This is a genomic window from Burkholderia sp. MSh2, from assembly GCF_000731655.1.
GTDB lineage: Bacteria > Pseudomonadota > Gammaproteobacteria > Burkholderiales > Burkholderiaceae > Burkholderia > Burkholderia paludis.
The window spans coordinates 12362-28267 of record NZ_JPGM01000093.1 but is presented as its reverse complement, the minus strand read 5'-3'; the positions used below and the strand labels follow the sequence as shown (position 1 = coordinate 28267).

General features: G+C 67.9%; 14 protein-coding genes. 5 read left to right on the top strand and 9 right to left on the bottom strand.

Features of this window, described 5'->3' with window-relative positions; all coding sequences use genetic code 11:
- Nucleotides 1-87 precede the first annotated feature (87 nt).
- The 3 genes from GQ57_RS35440 to glpD form a co-directional block, all read right to left on the bottom strand.
- Nucleotides 88-804 carry an MIP/aquaporin family protein gene (locus GQ57_RS35440; RefSeq protein ID WP_031403273.1) on the bottom strand — a complete coding sequence of 239 codons (717 nt, stop codon included), beginning with the start codon at nt 802-804 and terminating at the stop codon, nt 88-90.
- 81 nt (nt 805-885) lie between these two features.
- Nucleotides 886-2388 carry a glycerol kinase GlpK gene (glpK, locus tag GQ57_RS35435; RefSeq protein WP_031403274.1) on the bottom strand — a complete coding sequence of 501 codons (1503 nt, stop codon included), beginning with the start codon at nt 2386-2388 and terminating at the stop codon, nt 886-888.
- A gap of 105 nt (nt 2389-2493) precedes the next feature.
- Nucleotides 2494-4017 carry a glycerol-3-phosphate dehydrogenase gene (glpD, locus tag GQ57_RS35430; RefSeq protein ID WP_031403275.1) on the bottom strand — a complete coding sequence of 508 codons (1524 nt, stop codon included), beginning with the start codon at nt 4015-4017 and terminating at the stop codon, nt 2494-2496.
- A 162-nt stretch (nt 4018-4179) separates the two neighbouring features.
- Between glpD and GQ57_RS35425 the strand changes: the two genes are divergently transcribed.
- Nucleotides 4180-4548: a hypothetical protein gene (locus tag GQ57_RS35425; protein ID WP_034200336.1), complete on the top strand. Its 369-nt coding sequence runs from the start codon at nt 4180-4182 to the stop codon at nt 4546-4548.
- Between the two features lie 94 nt (nt 4549-4642).
- Here GQ57_RS35425 and GQ57_RS35420 read toward each other — a convergent pair whose 3' ends face one another.
- Entirely contained in the window at nt 4643-4840 is a 198-nt protein-coding gene (locus GQ57_RS35420; protein ID WP_031403277.1) for a hypothetical protein, read from the bottom strand.
- 303 nt (nt 4841-5143) lie between these two features.
- On the bottom strand, nt 5144-5923 hold the full coding sequence (locus tag GQ57_RS35415) for a DeoR/GlpR family DNA-binding transcription regulator (protein WP_034200335.1): 780 nt from the start codon (nt 5921-5923) through the stop codon (nt 5144-5146).
- Between the two features lie 222 nt (nt 5924-6145).
- On the opposite strand from GQ57_RS35415, the gene GQ57_RS35410 reads away from it, so the two are divergent.
- The 3 genes from GQ57_RS35410 to GQ57_RS35400 all read left to right on the top strand — a co-directional run bounded on the left by GQ57_RS35410 (nt 6146) and on the right by GQ57_RS35400 (nt 9525).
- On the top strand, nt 6146-7786 hold the full coding sequence (locus GQ57_RS35410) for a gamma-glutamyltransferase family protein (protein ID WP_034200334.1): 1641 nt from the start codon (nt 6146-6148) through the stop codon (nt 7784-7786).
- Between the two features lie 334 nt (nt 7787-8120).
- The gene (locus tag GQ57_RS35405; RefSeq protein WP_031403279.1) at nt 8121-8948 is read left to right on the top strand and encodes a ferritin-like domain-containing protein; all 828 of its coding nucleotides are present in this window, start codon (nt 8121-8123) and stop codon (nt 8946-8948) included.
- A 70-nt stretch (nt 8949-9018) separates the two neighbouring features.
- Complete coding sequence (locus tag GQ57_RS35400; RefSeq protein ID WP_034200333.1) at nt 9019-9525, top strand: hypothetical protein; 507 nt, start codon at nt 9019-9021, stop codon at nt 9523-9525.
- Here GQ57_RS35400 and GQ57_RS35395 read toward each other — a convergent pair.
- The 3 genes from GQ57_RS35395 to GQ57_RS35385 all read right to left on the bottom strand — a co-directional run bounded on the left by GQ57_RS35395 (nt 9519) and on the right by GQ57_RS35385 (nt 13189).
- The gene (locus GQ57_RS35395) at nt 9519-10979 is read right to left on the bottom strand and encodes a DEAD/DEAH box helicase (RefSeq protein WP_034200332.1); all 1461 of its coding nucleotides are present in this window, start codon (nt 10977-10979) and stop codon (nt 9519-9521) included. The genes GQ57_RS35400 and GQ57_RS35395 overlap by 7 nt on opposite strands.
- Before the next feature lie 127 nt (nt 10980-11106).
- Nucleotides 11107-12405 carry a c-type cytochrome gene (locus GQ57_RS35390; protein ID WP_031403282.1) on the bottom strand — a complete coding sequence of 433 codons (1299 nt, stop codon included), beginning with the start codon at nt 12403-12405 and terminating at the stop codon, nt 11107-11109.
- A 19-nt stretch (nt 12406-12424) separates the two neighbouring features.
- Nucleotides 12425-13189, bottom strand: a complete 765-nt coding sequence (locus tag GQ57_RS35385; protein WP_031403283.1) for a c-type cytochrome — start codon at nt 13187-13189, stop codon at nt 12425-12427.
- Nucleotides 13190-13565: 376 nt separating this feature from the next.
- Between GQ57_RS35385 and GQ57_RS35380 the strand changes: the two genes are divergently transcribed.
- Nucleotides 13566-14498: a CopD family protein gene (locus GQ57_RS35380; RefSeq protein ID WP_034200337.1), complete on the top strand. Its 933-nt coding sequence runs from the start codon at nt 13566-13568 to the stop codon at nt 14496-14498.
- A 156-nt stretch (nt 14499-14654) separates the two neighbouring features.
- Here the strand turns inward: GQ57_RS35380 and dgoD are convergent, their stop codons facing one another.
- A complete protein-coding gene (gene dgoD / locus GQ57_RS35375; RefSeq protein WP_034200331.1) occupies nt 14655-15803 on the bottom strand; it encodes a galactonate dehydratase in 1149 nt (382 codons plus the stop codon).
- Nucleotides 15804-15906 lie beyond the last annotated feature (103 nt).

Genomic DNA, 15906 nt, shown 5'->3' with positions numbered 1-15906 from the left:
GAAGGCGGGCCGGCCGTGCCGGAGGGCGGCAGGCGGGGATGCGGGAAGCGCGCGGCGGGGTCGCCGCGCGCCTGGGTCAGATCGCGATCAGATCGTCGTATGCAGGTGCAGATACAGTCCGGCCGCCGCGGCGCCGCCGAGCAGCGGGCCGACGACGGGCACCCATGCGTAGCGCCAGTCGCTGTCGCGCTTGCCGGGGATCGGCAGCAGCGCGTGCATGATGCGCGGCGACAGGTCGCGTGCGGGGCTCATCGCATAGCCGGTTGCGCCGCCGAGCGAGATGCCGATGCCGAGCACGAGCAGGCCGACGGGCAACGCGTCGAGCGCGCCGAGGCCGACCTGCGGCGCCGCGAGATACAGCACGCCGAGGATCAGCACGAACGTGCAGATCGCTTCGGTCAGCAGGTTGTGCGTGACGCTGCGGATCGCGGGCGCCGTGCAGAACACGGCGAGCTTCAGGTCCGGATTGACTTCCTTGGCGAAGTGCTGGCGATACGCGAGCCACACCAGCAGCGAGCCGGCCATCCCGCCGAGCATCTGCGCGAGGATGTAGCCGCCGACTTTCGACCACGCGAACTTGCCGGCGAGCGCGAGGCTGATCGTGACGACCGGGTTCAGGTGCGCGCCGCTGAACGGCGCGGTCACGTAGACGGCGACGAATACGGCCATCGCCCAGCCCCACACGATCACGATCAGGTCCGCGCCGTTGCCCTTGGTCTTGGCGAGCAGCACGTTCGCGACCGCGCCGTTGCCGAGCAGCATGAGGATGGCGGCGCCGATGAATTCTGCAATATAAGGTGACATGGTTGTCTCTCGTATGTCACGGCGGACTCGCGCATCGCGCGGTCCGCCGGTGTTGTTGTATTGCGTCCGGGGTTCCGGTGGTTACTGGGTGTCGTCGGCCCACGCCTTCGCGGCGCGGACCGCACGCTGCCAGCCGGCCATGCAGCGCTCGACCTGGTCCTTCGGCATCGACGGCGAGAAGCGGCGATCGAGCTGCCACTGGTTGCGCACTTCGTCGAGATTCTTCCAGTAGCCGATCGCGAGACCCGCGAGGTAGGCCGCGCCGAGCGCGGTCGTCTCGGTGATCTGCGGCCGCACCGCGTCGACGCCGAGCAGGTCGGCCTGGAACTGCATCAGCAGGTCGTTCGCGCTCGCGCCGCCGTCGACGCGCAGCTCGCCGATGCTGATGCCCGAATCGGCTTCCATCGCGGCCAGCACGTCGAGCGACTGGTAGGCGATCGAATCGAGCGCCGCGCGGGCGAGGTGCGCGGAGGTCGTGCCGCGCGTGACGCCGAACACCGAGCCGCGCGCCCGCGCGTTCCAGTGCGGTGCGCCGAGGCCGGCGAACGCGGGCACGAGATAGACGCCGTCGGTATGCGGCACGCTTGCCGCGAGCGCCTCGATCTCGGCGGCCGACTTGATGATGCCGACCCCGTCGCGCAACCACTGCACGACCGCGCCCGCGATGAAGATGCTGCCTTCCAGCGCGTACTGCACGTTGTCGCCGATCTGCCATGCGATCGTCGTGACGAGGTTGTTCTTCGACTCGATCGGCTTGTCGCCGGTGTTCATCATCAGGAAGCAGCCGGTGCCGTAGGTGTTCTTCACCATGCCCGACTGCGTGCACATCTGGCCGAACAGCGCTGCCTGCTGGTCGCCGGCGATGCCGGCGAGCGGGATCTTCGACGCGAATACGGTGGTCTTCGTGTGGCCGTAGATTTCCGACGACGCCTTCACTTCCGGCAGCATGCTGCGCGGGATGTCGAGCAGCTCGAGCAGTTCGCTGTCCCACTCGCGCGTATGGATGTTGAACAGCATCGTGCGCGATGCATTCGTCACGTCGGTCACGTGCAGTTCGTGCTTCGTGAAGTTCCACACGAGCCAGCTGTCGACGGTGCCGAACGCGAGCTTGCCCTGACGCGCCTTGTCGCGCGCGCCCGGGACGTTGTCGAGGATCCAGCGGATCTTCGTCCCGGAGAAGTACGAGTCGATCGGCAGGCCGGTCTTCGCGCGCACCTTCGCCTCGAGCCCCTGCGCCTTCAGCGAATCGCAGAAATCGGCCGTGCGGCGATCCTGCCAGACGATCGCGTTGTAGACGGGCTGGCCCGTCTCGCGATCCCAGACGATCGTCGTCTCGCGCTGGTTGGTGATGCCGATCGCGGCGATCGACGTGCCGTTCAGGCCCGTGCGGGTGACGGCTTCTGCGGCGACGCCGGCTTGCGTCGACCAGATTTCCTGCGGGTCGTGCTCGACCCAGCCGGGTTGCGGGTAGATCTGTTCGAATTCCTTCTGGGCGATCGATACGATATTGCCCTGGCGATCGAACAGCATCGCGCGGGAACTCGTGGTGCCCTGGTCAAGCGCGAGGATGTACTGGTCCTGCATGTCTCTCATCTCCATCCGTGGATTGGCTTAGTTGTGATGCGCGCCGCATGTGGGGCGGCGCGTCGGTGAGTCAACGTCGGTACGGCAACTGCAACTGCATTCGGGTCAGGCGTGCGGCGCGTGCGCGGCGGCGAACCACGCGTCGACCGCGGCGGTCACGGCGTCGAGCGTACCGGGCGCGACGTGCAGGCCGAGCTTCGAGCGGCGCCACAGCACGTCCTGCGCGCAGGTCGCCCATTCGGCGTCGCGCAGGTAGCGCAGTTCGGCGTCGTGGATGCCCGGCGCGATTTCCGCGCCGAGATCGGCGAGCGACTTCGCGCCGTCGATCACGCGCTCCGCGCGCGTGCCGTAGGCGCGCGCATAGCGGCGCGCGAGTGCGGCCGGCAGCCACGGGTGGCGTTTCGCGAATGCGCCGGCGAACCCGTCGAATTTCGCGTTCGCAATGTCGCCGCCGGGCAGCGGCACGCCCGCCGTCCAGGTCTTCGCGTCGCGGCCGAGCGCACGGCACAGCATGTCGCCGGCTTCTTCGGCAAGCTTGCGGAACGTCGTGATCTTGCCGCCGAAGACCGACAGCAGCGGGGCGCCCGCGCCGTCGTCCATCTCGAGGCGATAGTCGCGCGTGACGGCCGATGCGTTCGCCGCGTTCTCGTCCTCGAGCAGCGGGCGCACGCCCGAATAGGTCCAGTGCACGTCGGCCGGCGAGATCTTGCGCTTGAAGTAGCGGTTGATCGAGTCGCACAGGTACTGCGTCTCGTCGCGATCGATCGCGACCTTCGCGGGATCGTTCGTGTATTCGACGTCGGTCGTGCCGATCAGCGTGAAGTCGTGCTCGTACGGAATCGCGAAGATGATCCGCTTGTCCGGGTTCTGGAAGATGTACGCGTGATCGTGATCGAACAGGCGGCGCGTGATGATGTGGCTGCCCTTCACGAGCCGCACGCTGTGATGGGCGCCGCGGCCGAGCGCACCGTGCAGCACCTCGCCGACCCACGGGCCGGCCGCGTTCGCGATCGCGCGCGCATGCACGACGCGGATCGAACCGTCGGCGTGCTGCAGCCGCGCCTCCCACTCGTCGCCGCGGCGTTCGGCGGAGACGAGCTTCGTGCGCGTCAGGATCTCGGCGCCGCGCTCCTTCGCGTCCATCGCGTTCAGCACGACGAGGCGGGCGTCGTCGACCCAGCCGTCCGAGTACACGAAGCCGCGCTTGATCGAGTCGATCAGCGGCGCGCCGGCCGCATGGCGGCGCATGTCGATACCGCGCGAGCCGGGCAGCAGTTCGCGTTTCGCAAGGTGGTCGTAGAGGAACAGGCCGATGCGGATCAGCCAGGCCGGCCGCAGATTCGGCATGTGCGGCATCACGAAACGCAGCGGCCACATGATGTGCGGCGCCGCGCGCAGCAGCGTCTCGCGCTCCTGCAGCGCCTTGCGCACGAGTCCGAACTCGTTGTATTCGAGATAGCGCAGGCCGCCGTGAATCAGCTTCGTGCTGGACGACGACGTGTGCGACGCGAGGTCGTCCTGCTCGCAGAGCATGACCGACAGGCCGCGGCCGGCCGCATCGCGCGCGATCCCCGCGCCATTGATGCCGCCGCCGACGACGAGCAGATCGTAGCGATTCGGTTGGGTCACCTGCTGTCCTTATCGTCTGATGGAAGTTGGCGAACACGAAATGTTCGGATTCGAAATTTAACGAACGGAATCGAAAAAGTAAAGTTCGAAAAAGCGGGGCCAGTAGCGCGCGGCACGATCCCGGACGATACTGGCGGAATCGACCGTTTCGCGAGGTGAATCATGCGTATTGGGATGTGGGCCGGCGTGTGCGCCGTCCTTCTGGCCGGGTGCAGCGCCGGCGTGCCGCCGCTCGCCGGCAACTGGCGGGCGCCGTCGTTCGTCGACCTGCAGACGTCGTGCGGCGGCACGCCGCGCGACTGGGGCGCGGACGCGCAGCCGGTGTACTCGACGCTGTACGACGCGTACGTGGCGAAACGGTATCGCGGGCTGTCCGACGCGAACTATTGTGCGTTCGTAAACGAACTTTCGACGCGCTATGCGGCGCCCGACGCGGCGTCGCGCGCCGGCTGGATCGCGTATTTCAACGGCGCGCGCGCGCAGGCCGTGAGCTGGCGGGCGGCGGTCGATCCGACGCTGCGCGGCGGCTGACGCGGGCCCCGGCGGGCCGGCAGGACAAGCGGAGGCAGCCGCGCGGCCCGGAATCCGGGCGGCACGGCCGAGTCAGTCCGGAACCGGCGAGGCGTTACGAATAGCGGAATTTGATGGATCGCAGCGCGGCGTCGCCGGTTTCGGTCACGCAGTATTTGCGCCCCGATCCGAGCCCTTCCAGGCGAACGAGCTGCTGTTCGAGCAGTGCGTCGATCTCGTCCCGATCCATGTTGGTTTGATCGGGCGCGTCCTTCACAAGCAATAGCGTGGCGAATTCATGCGGACTCAGCATCGTTCTCTCCATGGCGACCAGTCAGCCCGCGCCGCCGGCGCGAAGGCCGGTGCGCGATACCCGTGGGGGTATGGCTTGGGGGGAAAAGCTGCATTCGCCGGCCGTGCTGTTCGTCCGCGCCCTGGCACAGGCGGAACGGCCGAACGGGCCGGGGAACTGGAGTCTAGTCGAGCGCACGGGCAACGACAAATCGTGCCCCGTTAATTTTCCGATTGACAGCCGGGCCGCGTGCAAGCGGTCCAGCCGCGCCGCCAACTTCTTGATTTCACTTGAGGTTTCGGGTGCGCCGCAGCATCGGCGGCGTCATTCCGCGACGTATACCTGGGTGCCGGCGGCCGCCACCGTGTCGGCCATCTCGGGCGGCAGCGGCTTGTCGGTGAACAGCGCGTGCACCTGGCTCAGGTGCCCCTGGCGCACCAGCGCGGGACGGCCGACCTTCGAATGGTCGGTCACGAGGTAGATCGTGCGCGCATGCTGCATGATCGCCTCGGCGACGCGTACCTCGCGCGTGTCGAAATCGCGCAGCGTGCCGTCGGCCTCGATAGCCGACGTGCCGATGATCGCGTAGTCGACCTTGAACTGGCGGATGAAGTCGATCGCGAGTTCGCCGACGATGCCCTTGTCCCACGGGCGGACGATGCCGCCGGTGATCAGCACCTCGCAGTCGGGGTAGCCGCTCATCATCGAGGCGACGTTCAGGTTGTTCGTGATCACGTGCAGCCCGTGATGGCGGTTCAGCGCACGCGCGACTTCCTCGGTGGTCGTGCCGAGGTTGATGAACAGCGACGCCTGGTCGGGGATGTGCGACGCCGCGAGCGCCGCGATGCGCCGTTTCTCGTCGTGGAACATCCGCTGGCGCGCCGTGTACGACACGTTCTCCGAACTGGTCGGCAGGCTTGCGCCGCCGTGATAGCGGCGCAGCAGGTTGAGGTCGGCGAGCCAGTTCACGTCGCGGCGGATCGTCTGCGGCGTCACCGCGAAGTGCGCGGCGAGATCGTCGACGGTCACGAAGCCGTCGCGCTGCACCCATTCGAGCAATTCCTGCTGGCGCGCGTTGAGGGTGAGGCGGGGATCTCGGGTCATGGCTCGATGGTCGTGTCGTGAGACGGAGCGGGTATTGTAAGGGCGGTAACGGCGTTCGGCCGGCCTCGCCGGTTCGGCCGCCCGGTATTCATGCGAAAACCGCATGGATTCATTTAATAAATGAACTTGTGCGATCTTGTCGATCGCGCTGCAATGGCGGATTGTCCGCGCATGCGGGCGCGCGTCCGGCGCGTTCATTCAGCTTTCGACGAGGTGGAACCGATGACTGGCTTCAACTGGCACAACCCGTATCCGACGATCCGCATTCCGGTGTTCGCGCGCAATGTCGTGTCGACGTCGCACCCGCTCGCCGCGCAGGCCGGGCTGCGGATGCTGTGGAAGGGCGGCAACGCGGTCGATGCGGCGCTGGCGGCAGCCGCCGCGATCACGGTCGTCGAACCCGTGTCGTGCGGGCTGGGCGGCGACGCGTTCGCGCTCGTGTGGGACGGCGAGCGTCTGTCCGGGCTGGACGCGTCGGGCGGCGCGCCGGCCGCATGGAATCCCGACTATTTCCGCAAGCGCCACGGCACGGATGCGCACGGCATCGCGAACAAGCCGAAGCGCGGCTGGGACACCGTCACCGTGCCGGGCGTGATCGCGGGCTGGGAGGCGCTGCATGCGAAGTTCGGATCCTTGCCGTTCGCCGACCTGCTCGAGCCGGCGATCGAGATCGCGGAGCGCGGCTATGCGGTGCCGCCGATCGTCGCGCACAAATGGGCCGCCGCCGTGCCCGAGCTGCAGGGGCTGCCGGGTTTCGCGGAGACCTTCATGCCGCGCGGCCGTGCGCCGCAAGTCGGCGAACGCGTGTGCCTGCCCGGTCATGCGCAGACGCTGCGCGCGCTCGCGAAGGACGGCGCCCGCGCGTTCTACGAGGGCGCGCTCGCCGAGCGCATCGTCGCGTTCGCGCGCGACGGCGGCGGCGCGATGACCGCGGCGGACCTTCACGCCTACCGGCCGGAATGGGTCGAGCCGATCGGCAGGCGCTTCGGCCGTCACACGGTGCACGAGATGCCGCCGAGCGGGCAGGGCATCGCCGCGCTGATCGCGCTCGGAATCGCCGAGCACGCGGGCGTGACCGACTGGCCGCTCGATTCGGTCGAATCGCAGCACCTGCAGATCGAGGCGATGAAGCTCGCGTTCGCCGACGTCTACCGTTACGTGGCCGATCCGCGCGCGATGGACGTCACGCCCGCGGCGATGCTCGACGACGGCTATCTCGCCGAACGCGCGAAGCAGATCGATCCCGCGCGCGCGACGCACTTCGGCCCCGGCCGGCCGCATTCGGGCGGCACGGTCTACCTGACGGCGGCCGACGAGCGCGGGATGATGGTGAGTTTCATCCAGTCGAACTACATGGGCTTCGGCTCGGGGCTCGTCGTGCCCGGCACCGGCATCGCGCTGCAGAACCGCGGCCACGGCTTCTCGATGGACCCGGCGTCGCCGAACGTCGTCGCGGGCGGCAAGCGGCCGTTCCACACGATCATCCCGGCGTTCGTCACCGAGGAGGTCGACGGCCGCACCGAGGCCGTGATGAGCTTCGGCGTGATGGGCGGCGACATGCAGCCGCAAGGCCACCTGCAGACCATCGTGCGGATGCTCGGCCATGGGCAGCAACCGCAGGCCGCCTGCGATGCGCCGCGCTGGAAGGTCAACCGCGACTTCACACTCGACGTCGAGGCGACGATGAATCGCGCGACCGTCGACGCGCTTGCCGCACGCGGCCATGCGATCAAGTCGATCGACGATCCTTACATGGATTTCGGTTCGGGGCAGTTCATCTGGCGTCTCGACCGGGACGATCGCGAGCGCGGCTACGTGGCCGCGAGCGACAGCCGGCGCGACGGTCTGGCGGCCGGTTTCTGACGGCGCGCCGCGGCCGGTCGCGCGGTTTGCTATTGCGTGCGTTTCACGGGCGGCCGGGTGGCCGCCCGTTTCGTTTGGCGCGGCCGAAATCGCGGAGCCGGCGAAAGCGGTTCGAAGGACTCATCTAACGAACGGCAACAGACGCCGTGGAACTGCGCCTGTCGGGTATGGTCAGTGCTCTGGAGCACGAACCGCAAAGTCCGGCTAAGATGCCGGGATGGTTCGGCCGGACCGATTCACTATATAAACGAAGCAGAACGCCGCCTGCGGGACGGCTCGCGCCTGTGCCGAAGGCATGGGCCGGCCCCCGCGCGACGACTGGGAGCGCACCACCATGGACACGAAAACCACGCATGTCATGCCGTGGCGAATCGAGGACATCGACCTGAACCGGATCGATCGTCAGCGTGCCGCCGCGAACGAGGATCTGTTGCTGCTGTTGTGCGCGTCGTCGTTCATCGAAAGCGGCTCGGATCTCTACACGAGCAATCTGAGCCAGTTCTTCAACGACGATCCGGAAGTCTCCGCATGGCTCAACAATGCATGGGAGCACGAAGAATTGCAGCATGGCCGCGCGCTGAAGGCGTACATCGCGCACGTGTGGCCCGAGTTCGACTGGGATACCGCCTTCGCGAATTTCTTCGCCGAGTATTCGAAGACCTGCTCGGTCGAGGCGTTCGAAAAGACCCGCGCGCTCGAGATGGTCGCACGCTGCGTGGTCGAGACGGGCACGGCCACGCTCTATCGCGCGATCAACGAATGCTCCGACGAGCCCGTGCTGAAGGAAATCACCGACAACATCCGCTCGGACGAAGTGCGTCATTACAAGCACTTCTTCAAGTTCTTCAAGAAGTACAACCAGCTCGAAGGCAACGGCCGGCTCGCGGTGCTCGGCGCGCTGATGCGCCGGGTGATGGAAATCAAGAACGAGGACTCGGAGATCGCGTTGCGCCACGTGTTCGCCGTCCGCTATCCGGATCGCATCGGCGACAGCCAGTACAACCGCGAGCGCGCCGCGCGCATCAATTCGCTCGTGCGCCGCAACCTGTCGGCCGACATGTGCGTGAAGATGCTGCTCAAGCCGCTCGATCTGCCCGCGAAGATCCAGCCGGGCTTGCACTATCCGCTCACGAAGATCACGCGGCACGTGTTCCTGCGCTGATCGCCGCGGCGCGGCCGGCCGCGCGCATGCCGCGGCGGCTTCGTCCGCTTTTCACCCGGGCCACGCCATCATGACCGATACCCATCGCCACGCACTCGAACAATGGACGTTCGACGCGTGGCCGCCGGCCGTCGTGTCGCGCTTCGACGGCACCGCGCTCGAGCGTCATGCCGACTTCGCCGCATCGCTGATCGTCGCGACCGACGACGGGCAGTTGCGCACGACGCTGCTCGGCGTCGGCGAGATCTATGCGCACGACGCGCGCACGCTGCTGCTGGCGCTATGGCCGCAGTCGCGCGCGGCGCGCGCGATCGCGCAACGGCGTACGGCCGCGTTGACGCTCGTCGCGGACGGCGCGTTCCTGCAGGCGCAACTGAAGATGGCGCCGCTCGAAGGCGATTTCGGCGGGCTGGCCGGATTCGCCGCGACGATCGCGCACGGCGATGCGCAGCGGGTCGGCTATGCGCGTCTCGCGACCGGCGTCACGTTCACGCTGGAAGGGGACCGCGCCGCGGTGCTCGCACGCTGGCAGTGCCAGGTCGAGCACCTGCGGCGCGCGGCCGCGCGGCTTCAGTGACCGCGCTGGCCGCTGCGCGACGAACGGTTGCGGTTCGGGTGCGCGGCGTTGCCGTTCGCCGGGCGCGCAGCGTTGCCGCCGCCTGCCGGGCGTCCGCCGTTGCCGCCGGCGCCGCCTTGCGTGCGTGGCTTCGCGGCTTTCTGCTGCGCAGCCTTCGGTTGCGCAGCCTTCGGTTGCGCGTTGCCGTCGCGCTTCGCAGCCGGTTGGCCTGACCCGCCCGCGCGCGGCTGGCGATTGCCGCCACCACCACCACCACCGCCGCTGCGCGGCTGCTGGCCGCGACGCTGCTGGATCGGCTCCGGCTTCACGTTCGGATCGGGTTCGAAGCCCGCGATCACTTCCTGCGGGATCTCGCGCTTGATCAGCCGCTCGATGTCGCGCAGCAGCTGCTTCTCGTCGACGCACACGAGCGACACGGCTTCGCCGGTCGCGCCCGCGCGGCCCGTGCGGCCGATCCGGTGCACGTAGTCTTCCGGCACGTTCGGCAGGTCGAAGTTGACGACGTGCGGCAACTGGTCGATGTCGATCCCGCGCGCGGCGATATCGGTCGCGACGAGCACCTGCAGCGTGCTGTTCTTGAACTCCGCCAGCGCGCGCGTGCGGGCCGACTGGCTCTTGTTGCCGTGGATCGCCATCGCGCTGATGCCGTCCTTCGTCAACTGTTCGGCGAGCCGGTTCGCGCCGTGCTTGGTGCGCGTGAACACGAGCACCTGGAACCAGTTGTGTTCGCGGATCAGATGCGTGAGCAGTTCGCGCTTGCGGTCGCGGTCGACCGGGTGGATCTTCTGCGCGACGCTTTCGGCCGTCGTGTTGCGGCGTGCGACCTCGATCAGCGCGGGCGAATCGAGCAGGCTGTCGGCGAGCGCCTTGATTTCATCGGAGAAGGTGGCCGAGAACAGCAGGTTCTGGCGCTGCGGCGGCAGCTTCGCGAGCACGCGCTTGATGTCGTGGATGAAGCCCATGTCGAGCATCCGGTCGGCTTCGTCGAGCACGAGGATGTCGAGATCCGACAGGTCGATCGTCTTCTGCTGCATGTGATCGAGCAGGCGGCCCGGCGTGGCGACGACGATGTCGACGCCGCGCTTGAGCGCGTCGATCTGCGGATTGATGCTGACGCCGCCGAACATCACCGCCGAGCGCAGCTTCAGGTATTTGCTGTACGCGCGCACGCTTTCCTCGACCTGTGCGGCGAGCTCGCGCGTCGGCGTGAGGATCAGCGCGCGCACCGCGCGCTTCGCGCCGCGATGTTCGCTGTAGAACGTGTGCAGGCGCTGCAGGATCGGCAGCGTGAAGCCGGCGGTCTTGCCGGTGCCCGTCTGCGCGCCGGCGAGCAGGTCGCCACCGCCGAGGACGGCCGGGATCGCCTGTTGCTGGATCGGGGTCGGCGACGTGTAGCCGAGCTCGTTGACCGCCTTGACCAGCGGTTCGGCCAAGCCGAGAGATTCAAAAGACATAGATACCACTCTTCAGTTTTATGATCAGCGACGTCTCGCGCGGCCCGCGCGGGAGGTGACATCGCAAAATGCAAAAGGGCGCGGCCGCGGTTTCCCGCAGCCGCGCCCCGTTTGTGTTCGCCGCTTCTTAGTCGAGCGGCGCGGAACGCAGATCGCTCACCTGTTGCGGCGAGATCGGCGTACCGTTGTTACCCCACGACATCCGGATATACGTGACAACCGCCGCCACTTCCTGGTTCGACAGCGACTGTGCGAACGGCGGCATCCCGTACGGACGCGGATTCTTGAACGTGCTCGGCGGATAGCCGCCATTCAGCACCATGCGGATCGGGTTGACCGCCGATTCCATCATGATCGAGTGGTTGCCCGCGAGCGGCGGATAGGACGGCGGCTTGCCCGCGCCGCTTTCGGCGTGGCAGGTCGCGCAGTTGTCCGCGTAGATCTTCTTGCCCTGGTCGAACAGCGCGTTGCCGAACTGCTTCGACGGCTCGTACTGCATGTTCTTCGGCGCTTCAGCCTTCTGCGGGATCGACTTCAGGTACGTCGACATCGCGCGCGTATCTTCGTCGCTCATGTACTGCAGGCTGTTGTGCACGACGTCGGCCATCGGGCCGAACACCGCGCCCTTGTTCGACACGCCGGCCTGCAGCAGGTCGGACAGCTCCTGCACGTGCCAGTCGCCGAGGCCGAGTTCCTTGTCGTTCGTCAGCGACGGCGCATACCAGTTCTGCAGCGGGATCAGGCCGCCCGCGAACGCTGCCGAGCTGACCGGGCCGCCCATCATGTTGATCGACGTGTGGCACATCGAGCAGTGGCCGAGGCCTTCGACGAGGTACGCGCCGCGGTTCCATTCGACCGACTTGGTCGGATCCGGCTTGTATTCGCCTTCCTTGAAGAACAGCGTGCGCCAGCCGATCAGCAGGTTGCGGTTGTTGAACGGGAACTTCAGTTCATGCGGACGGCTCGGCACCGACACCGGCGCGACCGAGCGCAGGTACGCGTAGATCGCGTCCGAATCGGCGCGCGTGACCTTCGTGTAGCTTGCGAACGGGAAACCCGGGTAGAGCAGGCTGCCGTCCTTCGAACGGCCGGTGTGCATCGCGCGGTAGAAGTCGTCCGACGTCCACTTGCCGATGCCGTCCTTGTCGTCCGGCGTGATGTTCGGCGTATACATCGTGCCGAACGGCGTCGCCATCGGCAGGCCGCCCGCGAACGACTTGCCGCCGCGCACGGTGTGGCACGCGATACAGTCGCCGACGCGCGCGAGATATTCGCCCTTCTTGATCAGCGCCGCCTGGTCGGCCGGCGTGGCCGCGACGGCGGAAGCGCCGTGCAGCGTGTCGTTGCCCGGCCACAGGACCGGCACGAGAGCGGCAGCCGCGACGATCGCGACGGCCGAGAGTGCAAACAGGGACTTGCGTTTCATTGTGTCTGTCTCCCTTGCCTTATTGCGGTTCGCTGCCGCAGGCGAGCGGAGTCTTCATCGAACGCGCCGGAGCCGGCACGGGGTTGGCGGGCGCCGGTTGCGCGGCGAGCCATGCGGTCACGGCCGTCACGTCTTCATCGGAAAGCTTCGCTGCGACGTCGTGCATGCAATCGGGCGCCTTCGCGTGGCGGTTACCCGAGCGCCATGCACCGATCTGCGCGCTCAGGTAATCGGCGTGCAGGCCGACCAGGCCCGGGATCGCCGGCTGCATGCCGGTCAGCGTCGCGCCGTGGCAGGCCACGCAGGCAGGCAGCTTGCGGGACGGGTCGCCTTGCGTGACGAGCTGCTTGCCGCGCGCGAGCGTCGCGGCCGGCAGCGTCGGCTTCGCCGGCGTCGGGTACGGCGGGCGTTCGGCCGAGAAGTGCTCCGCCATCTCGCGCAGGTAGTCGTCGCTGAGGTACGTCAGCAGGTAGTTCATCGGCGGGTACTTGCGCCGGCCGTCGCGGAAGTTGACGAGCTGGTTGTACAGGTACTCGGCCGGCTTGCCGGCAAGCCGCGGGAAGTAGTCGTTGTCCGTGCCTTGGCCATGGACGCCGTGGCAGGCCGTACAGCCGCGCACGCGCTCGGCCATGGTATCGGGTGCCTTGAGCGGCGCCTGCTGGGCGTGCGCTTGCTCCGTGGGCTTGGTCTGCGCTTGGGCAGCGCTCATAAGGCCCGCGCCGCCGATCATGAGAACGGCGAGCAGCGGACGGAAGAGGCGTCTTGAAGACACACGAGACTCCATGTTTATTCGACGGGGACCTGTCCGGGCTACGGTCGGCTCGGCGCATGACGGCAAGGCAGCCGGGCTGCTGCGACGCGGCATTCTATCATCGATGGGTAATGACGGCTATTTGACAAAAGGACATCGGTTCCTGCTGGTTTGCGACTTGCGACAATTTGACGCGCCCTGTATCGCGGCCGTGTGAACCGGCGTGCGTTTTCACCATCGAAGACCGTACACTCGCGGGTCGCGCGGCGCCGCCTCCGCCGCAGGTCCAGTCGTTTCCCCCGTTTCCGGATTCATCGATGACGTTTTCTACCGTGCCGTTGCCCGCTTCATGCCGTCCGTCCCGTCGCCGCCGCGCTGCCGGCCTGCCGTTGCCGGGAGGGTGCGCGCGATGAAGTTCGACAGCTTGTGGATCGGCCAGGTCGCGCTTGCGGCACTGATGGACGCCGCGTTCGCGATGGCGGTCGGCTCGGCGCTGCTCAAGGCGTGGCTCGGCAAGGACGGCGCGCGGCCGGTCGTCGCGCCGTCGCATCCCGCGTGGCTGCGCGCGCAACATTCGCTGGTCGCGGCGGCGCTGGCGCTCGTGCTTGCGGATCTCGGCTGGCTGCTCTACGAGGCCGCGGCGATGAGCGGCGCGGGGCTCGGCGGCGGGTTCGCCGCGATCCCCGTCATGCTGATGCAAACGCACACGGGCTTCGCATGGAGCGTCGCGTTCGGCGGCGCCGTGGTGCTCGCGCTCGTCGCGCTGGCGAAGCCGGACGGTCCCGTCGAGCACGCGTTGCTGTGGCTCGCGGTAATCGTGATCGCGGGCGGCAAGGCCTCGCTCGGCCATGCGGCCGATACGGGCGCGCTGTCGGCGGCGGTCGGCGTGCAGACGCTGCACCTGCTCGCGACGGCCGTGTGGGGCGGCCTCGTGCTCGCGGGCGGGCTCGCGGTGCTGCCGGTGCTGGGTGCGTCGGTCGCGCGCGGCGCGCTGATCCGGATCGCCCAGCGCCTGTCGCGCACGTCGGCCGTCGCGCTCGTCTTCGTGCTCGGCACCGGCGTGCTCAATGCGTTGCGCGGACTCGGCGGCTCGCTTGCGCCGCTCGACGGCAGTACGTGGGGGCGCGTGTTGCTGCTGAAGCTGCTGCTGGTCGCGCTCGCGCTCGTGCTCGGCGGCCTGAACCGCTTCTCGGCGCTGCCGCGCCTGCGCCGCACCGCGTCGACCGAGGATGCGCACACGTTCCGCAACATCCTGCATCTCGAGGCGCTGATGATGATCGGCGTGTTCGTCGCGGCCGCCGTGCTGTCGTTCACCGTGCCGGGGTTCGCGGCGCTCGGCTGACGGCGGGATGCGCGCGCCGCGACGCCGGGCGGCCGACGCGCGCCCGGCACGCACCGGGCGGCGCGCCGCGCAGGCGGGAACGGCAGGCTGTCGCGCGGGCGTTCCCGAATCGATGCATGCCGCGCGGGCCGCGGCCGCGCGCGATGCGCATCGCGCTCACCACTCGGCGACGCTGCCGTCCGCGTGGCGCCACACCGGGTTGCGCCAGCGGTGGCCCGTCTTCGCCATCTCGCGCACCCGCTCCTCGTTGACGTCGATGCCGAGCCCCGGGCCCTGCGGGATCGCGACGAAACCGTCCTCGTAGCGAAACACCTCGGGGTTGCGCAGGTAGTCGAGCAGGTCGTTGCCCTGGTTGTAGTGGATGCCGAGGCTCTGTTCCTGGATGAACGCGTTGTAGCTGACCGCATCGAGCTGCAGGCACGCGGCGAGCGCGATCGGCCCGAGCGGGCAGTGCAGCGCGAGCGCGACGTCGTAGCATTCCGCGAGCGTGGCGATCTTGCGGCACTCGGTGATGCCGCCCGCGTGCGACGCGTCGGGCTGGATGATGTCCACGTAGCCGCCCGCGAGGATGTGCTTGAAGTCCCAGCGCGAGTACAGCCGTTCGCCGAGCGCGATCGGCGTGTCGGTCTGGTTGACGATGTCGCGCAGCGCCTCGGCGTTTTCCGACAGCACCGGCTCCTCGATGAACATCAGCCTGTACGGGTCGAGCTCCTTCGCGAGCACCTTCGCCATCGGCTTGTGCACGCGGCCGTGGAAGTCCACGCCGATCCCGACGTGCGGGCCCACCGCGTCGCGCACGGCCGCGACGTTCGCGATCACCTGCTCGACCTTGTCGTAGGTGTCGACGATCTGCAGTTCCTCGGAGCCGTTCATCTTCACGGCCTTGAAGCCGCGCTCGACGACCGCGCGCGCGTTGTTCGCGACGTCGCTCGGCCGGTCACCGCCGATCCACGAATACACCTTGATGCGATCGCGCACCTGGCCGCCGAGCAGCGCATGCACGGGCACGCCGTGATGCTTGCCCTTGATGTCCCACAGCGCCTGGTCGACGCCCGCGATCGCGCTCATCGTGATCGGGCCGCCGCGGTAGAAGCCGGCGCGGTACATCACCTGCCAGTGATCCTCGATCAGCAGCGGATCGCGGCCGACGAGGTAGTCGGCCAGTTCCTGCACGGCGGCCTCGACCGTGTGCGCGCGACCTTCGACGATCGGCTCGCCCCAGCCGACGATGCCTTCGTCGGTTTCGATCTTGAGGAACAGCCAGCGCGGCGGGACGACGAAGGTTTCGAGGCGGGTGATTTTCATGACGCGAGTCTCCAGGATTGACCGGCGCGGGCGCTCGGTCGCGTGCTTTCGCGGTTATCCTAGCGTAGCCCGTTAAAAAATAGTATTAATAGCATTATTGTGC

Bases quoted from the DNA above. Each gene is read 5' to 3' on its own strand.
- GQ57_RS35415 (WP_034200335.1), bottom strand. From the start codon at position 5,923: ATGACCCGAGATCCCCGCCTCACCCTCAACGCGCGCCAGCAGGAATTG.
- GQ57_RS35420 (WP_031403277.1), bottom strand. From the start codon at position 4,840: ATGCTGAGTCCGCATGAATTCGCCACGCTATTGCTTGTGAAGGACGCG.
- GQ57_RS35400 (WP_034200333.1), top strand. From the start codon at position 9,019: ATGACCGATACCCATCGCCACGCACTCGAACAATGGACGTTCGACGCG.
- GQ57_RS35440 (WP_031403273.1), bottom strand. From the start codon at position 804: ATGTCACCTTATATTGCAGAATTCATCGGCGCCGCCATCCTCATGCTG.
- GQ57_RS35395 (WP_034200332.1), bottom strand. From the start codon at position 10,979: ATGTCTTTTGAATCTCTCGGCTTGGCCGAACCGCTGGTCAAGGCGGTC.
- GQ57_RS35410 (WP_034200334.1), top strand. From the start codon at position 6,146: ATGACTGGCTTCAACTGGCACAACCCGTATCCGACGATCCGCATTCCG.
- GQ57_RS35425 (WP_034200336.1), top strand. From the start codon at position 4,180: ATGCGTATTGGGATGTGGGCCGGCGTGTGCGCCGTCCTTCTGGCCGGG.
- dgoD (WP_034200331.1), bottom strand. From the start codon at position 15,803: ATGAAAATCACCCGCCTCGAAACCTTCGTCGTCCCGCCGCGCTGGCTG.
- glpK (WP_031403274.1), bottom strand. From the start codon at position 2,388: ATGCAGGACCAGTACATCCTCGCGCTTGACCAGGGCACCACGAGTTCC.
- GQ57_RS35385 (WP_031403283.1), bottom strand. From the start codon at position 13,189: ATGGAGTCTCGTGTGTCTTCAAGACGCCTCTTCCGTCCGCTGCTCGCC.
- GQ57_RS35390 (WP_031403282.1), bottom strand. From the start codon at position 12,405: ATGAAACGCAAGTCCCTGTTTGCACTCTCGGCCGTCGCGATCGTCGCG.
- GQ57_RS35405 (WP_031403279.1), top strand. From the start codon at position 8,121: ATGGACACGAAAACCACGCATGTCATGCCGTGGCGAATCGAGGACATC.
- GQ57_RS35380 (WP_034200337.1), top strand. From the start codon at position 13,566: ATGAAGTTCGACAGCTTGTGGATCGGCCAGGTCGCGCTTGCGGCACTG.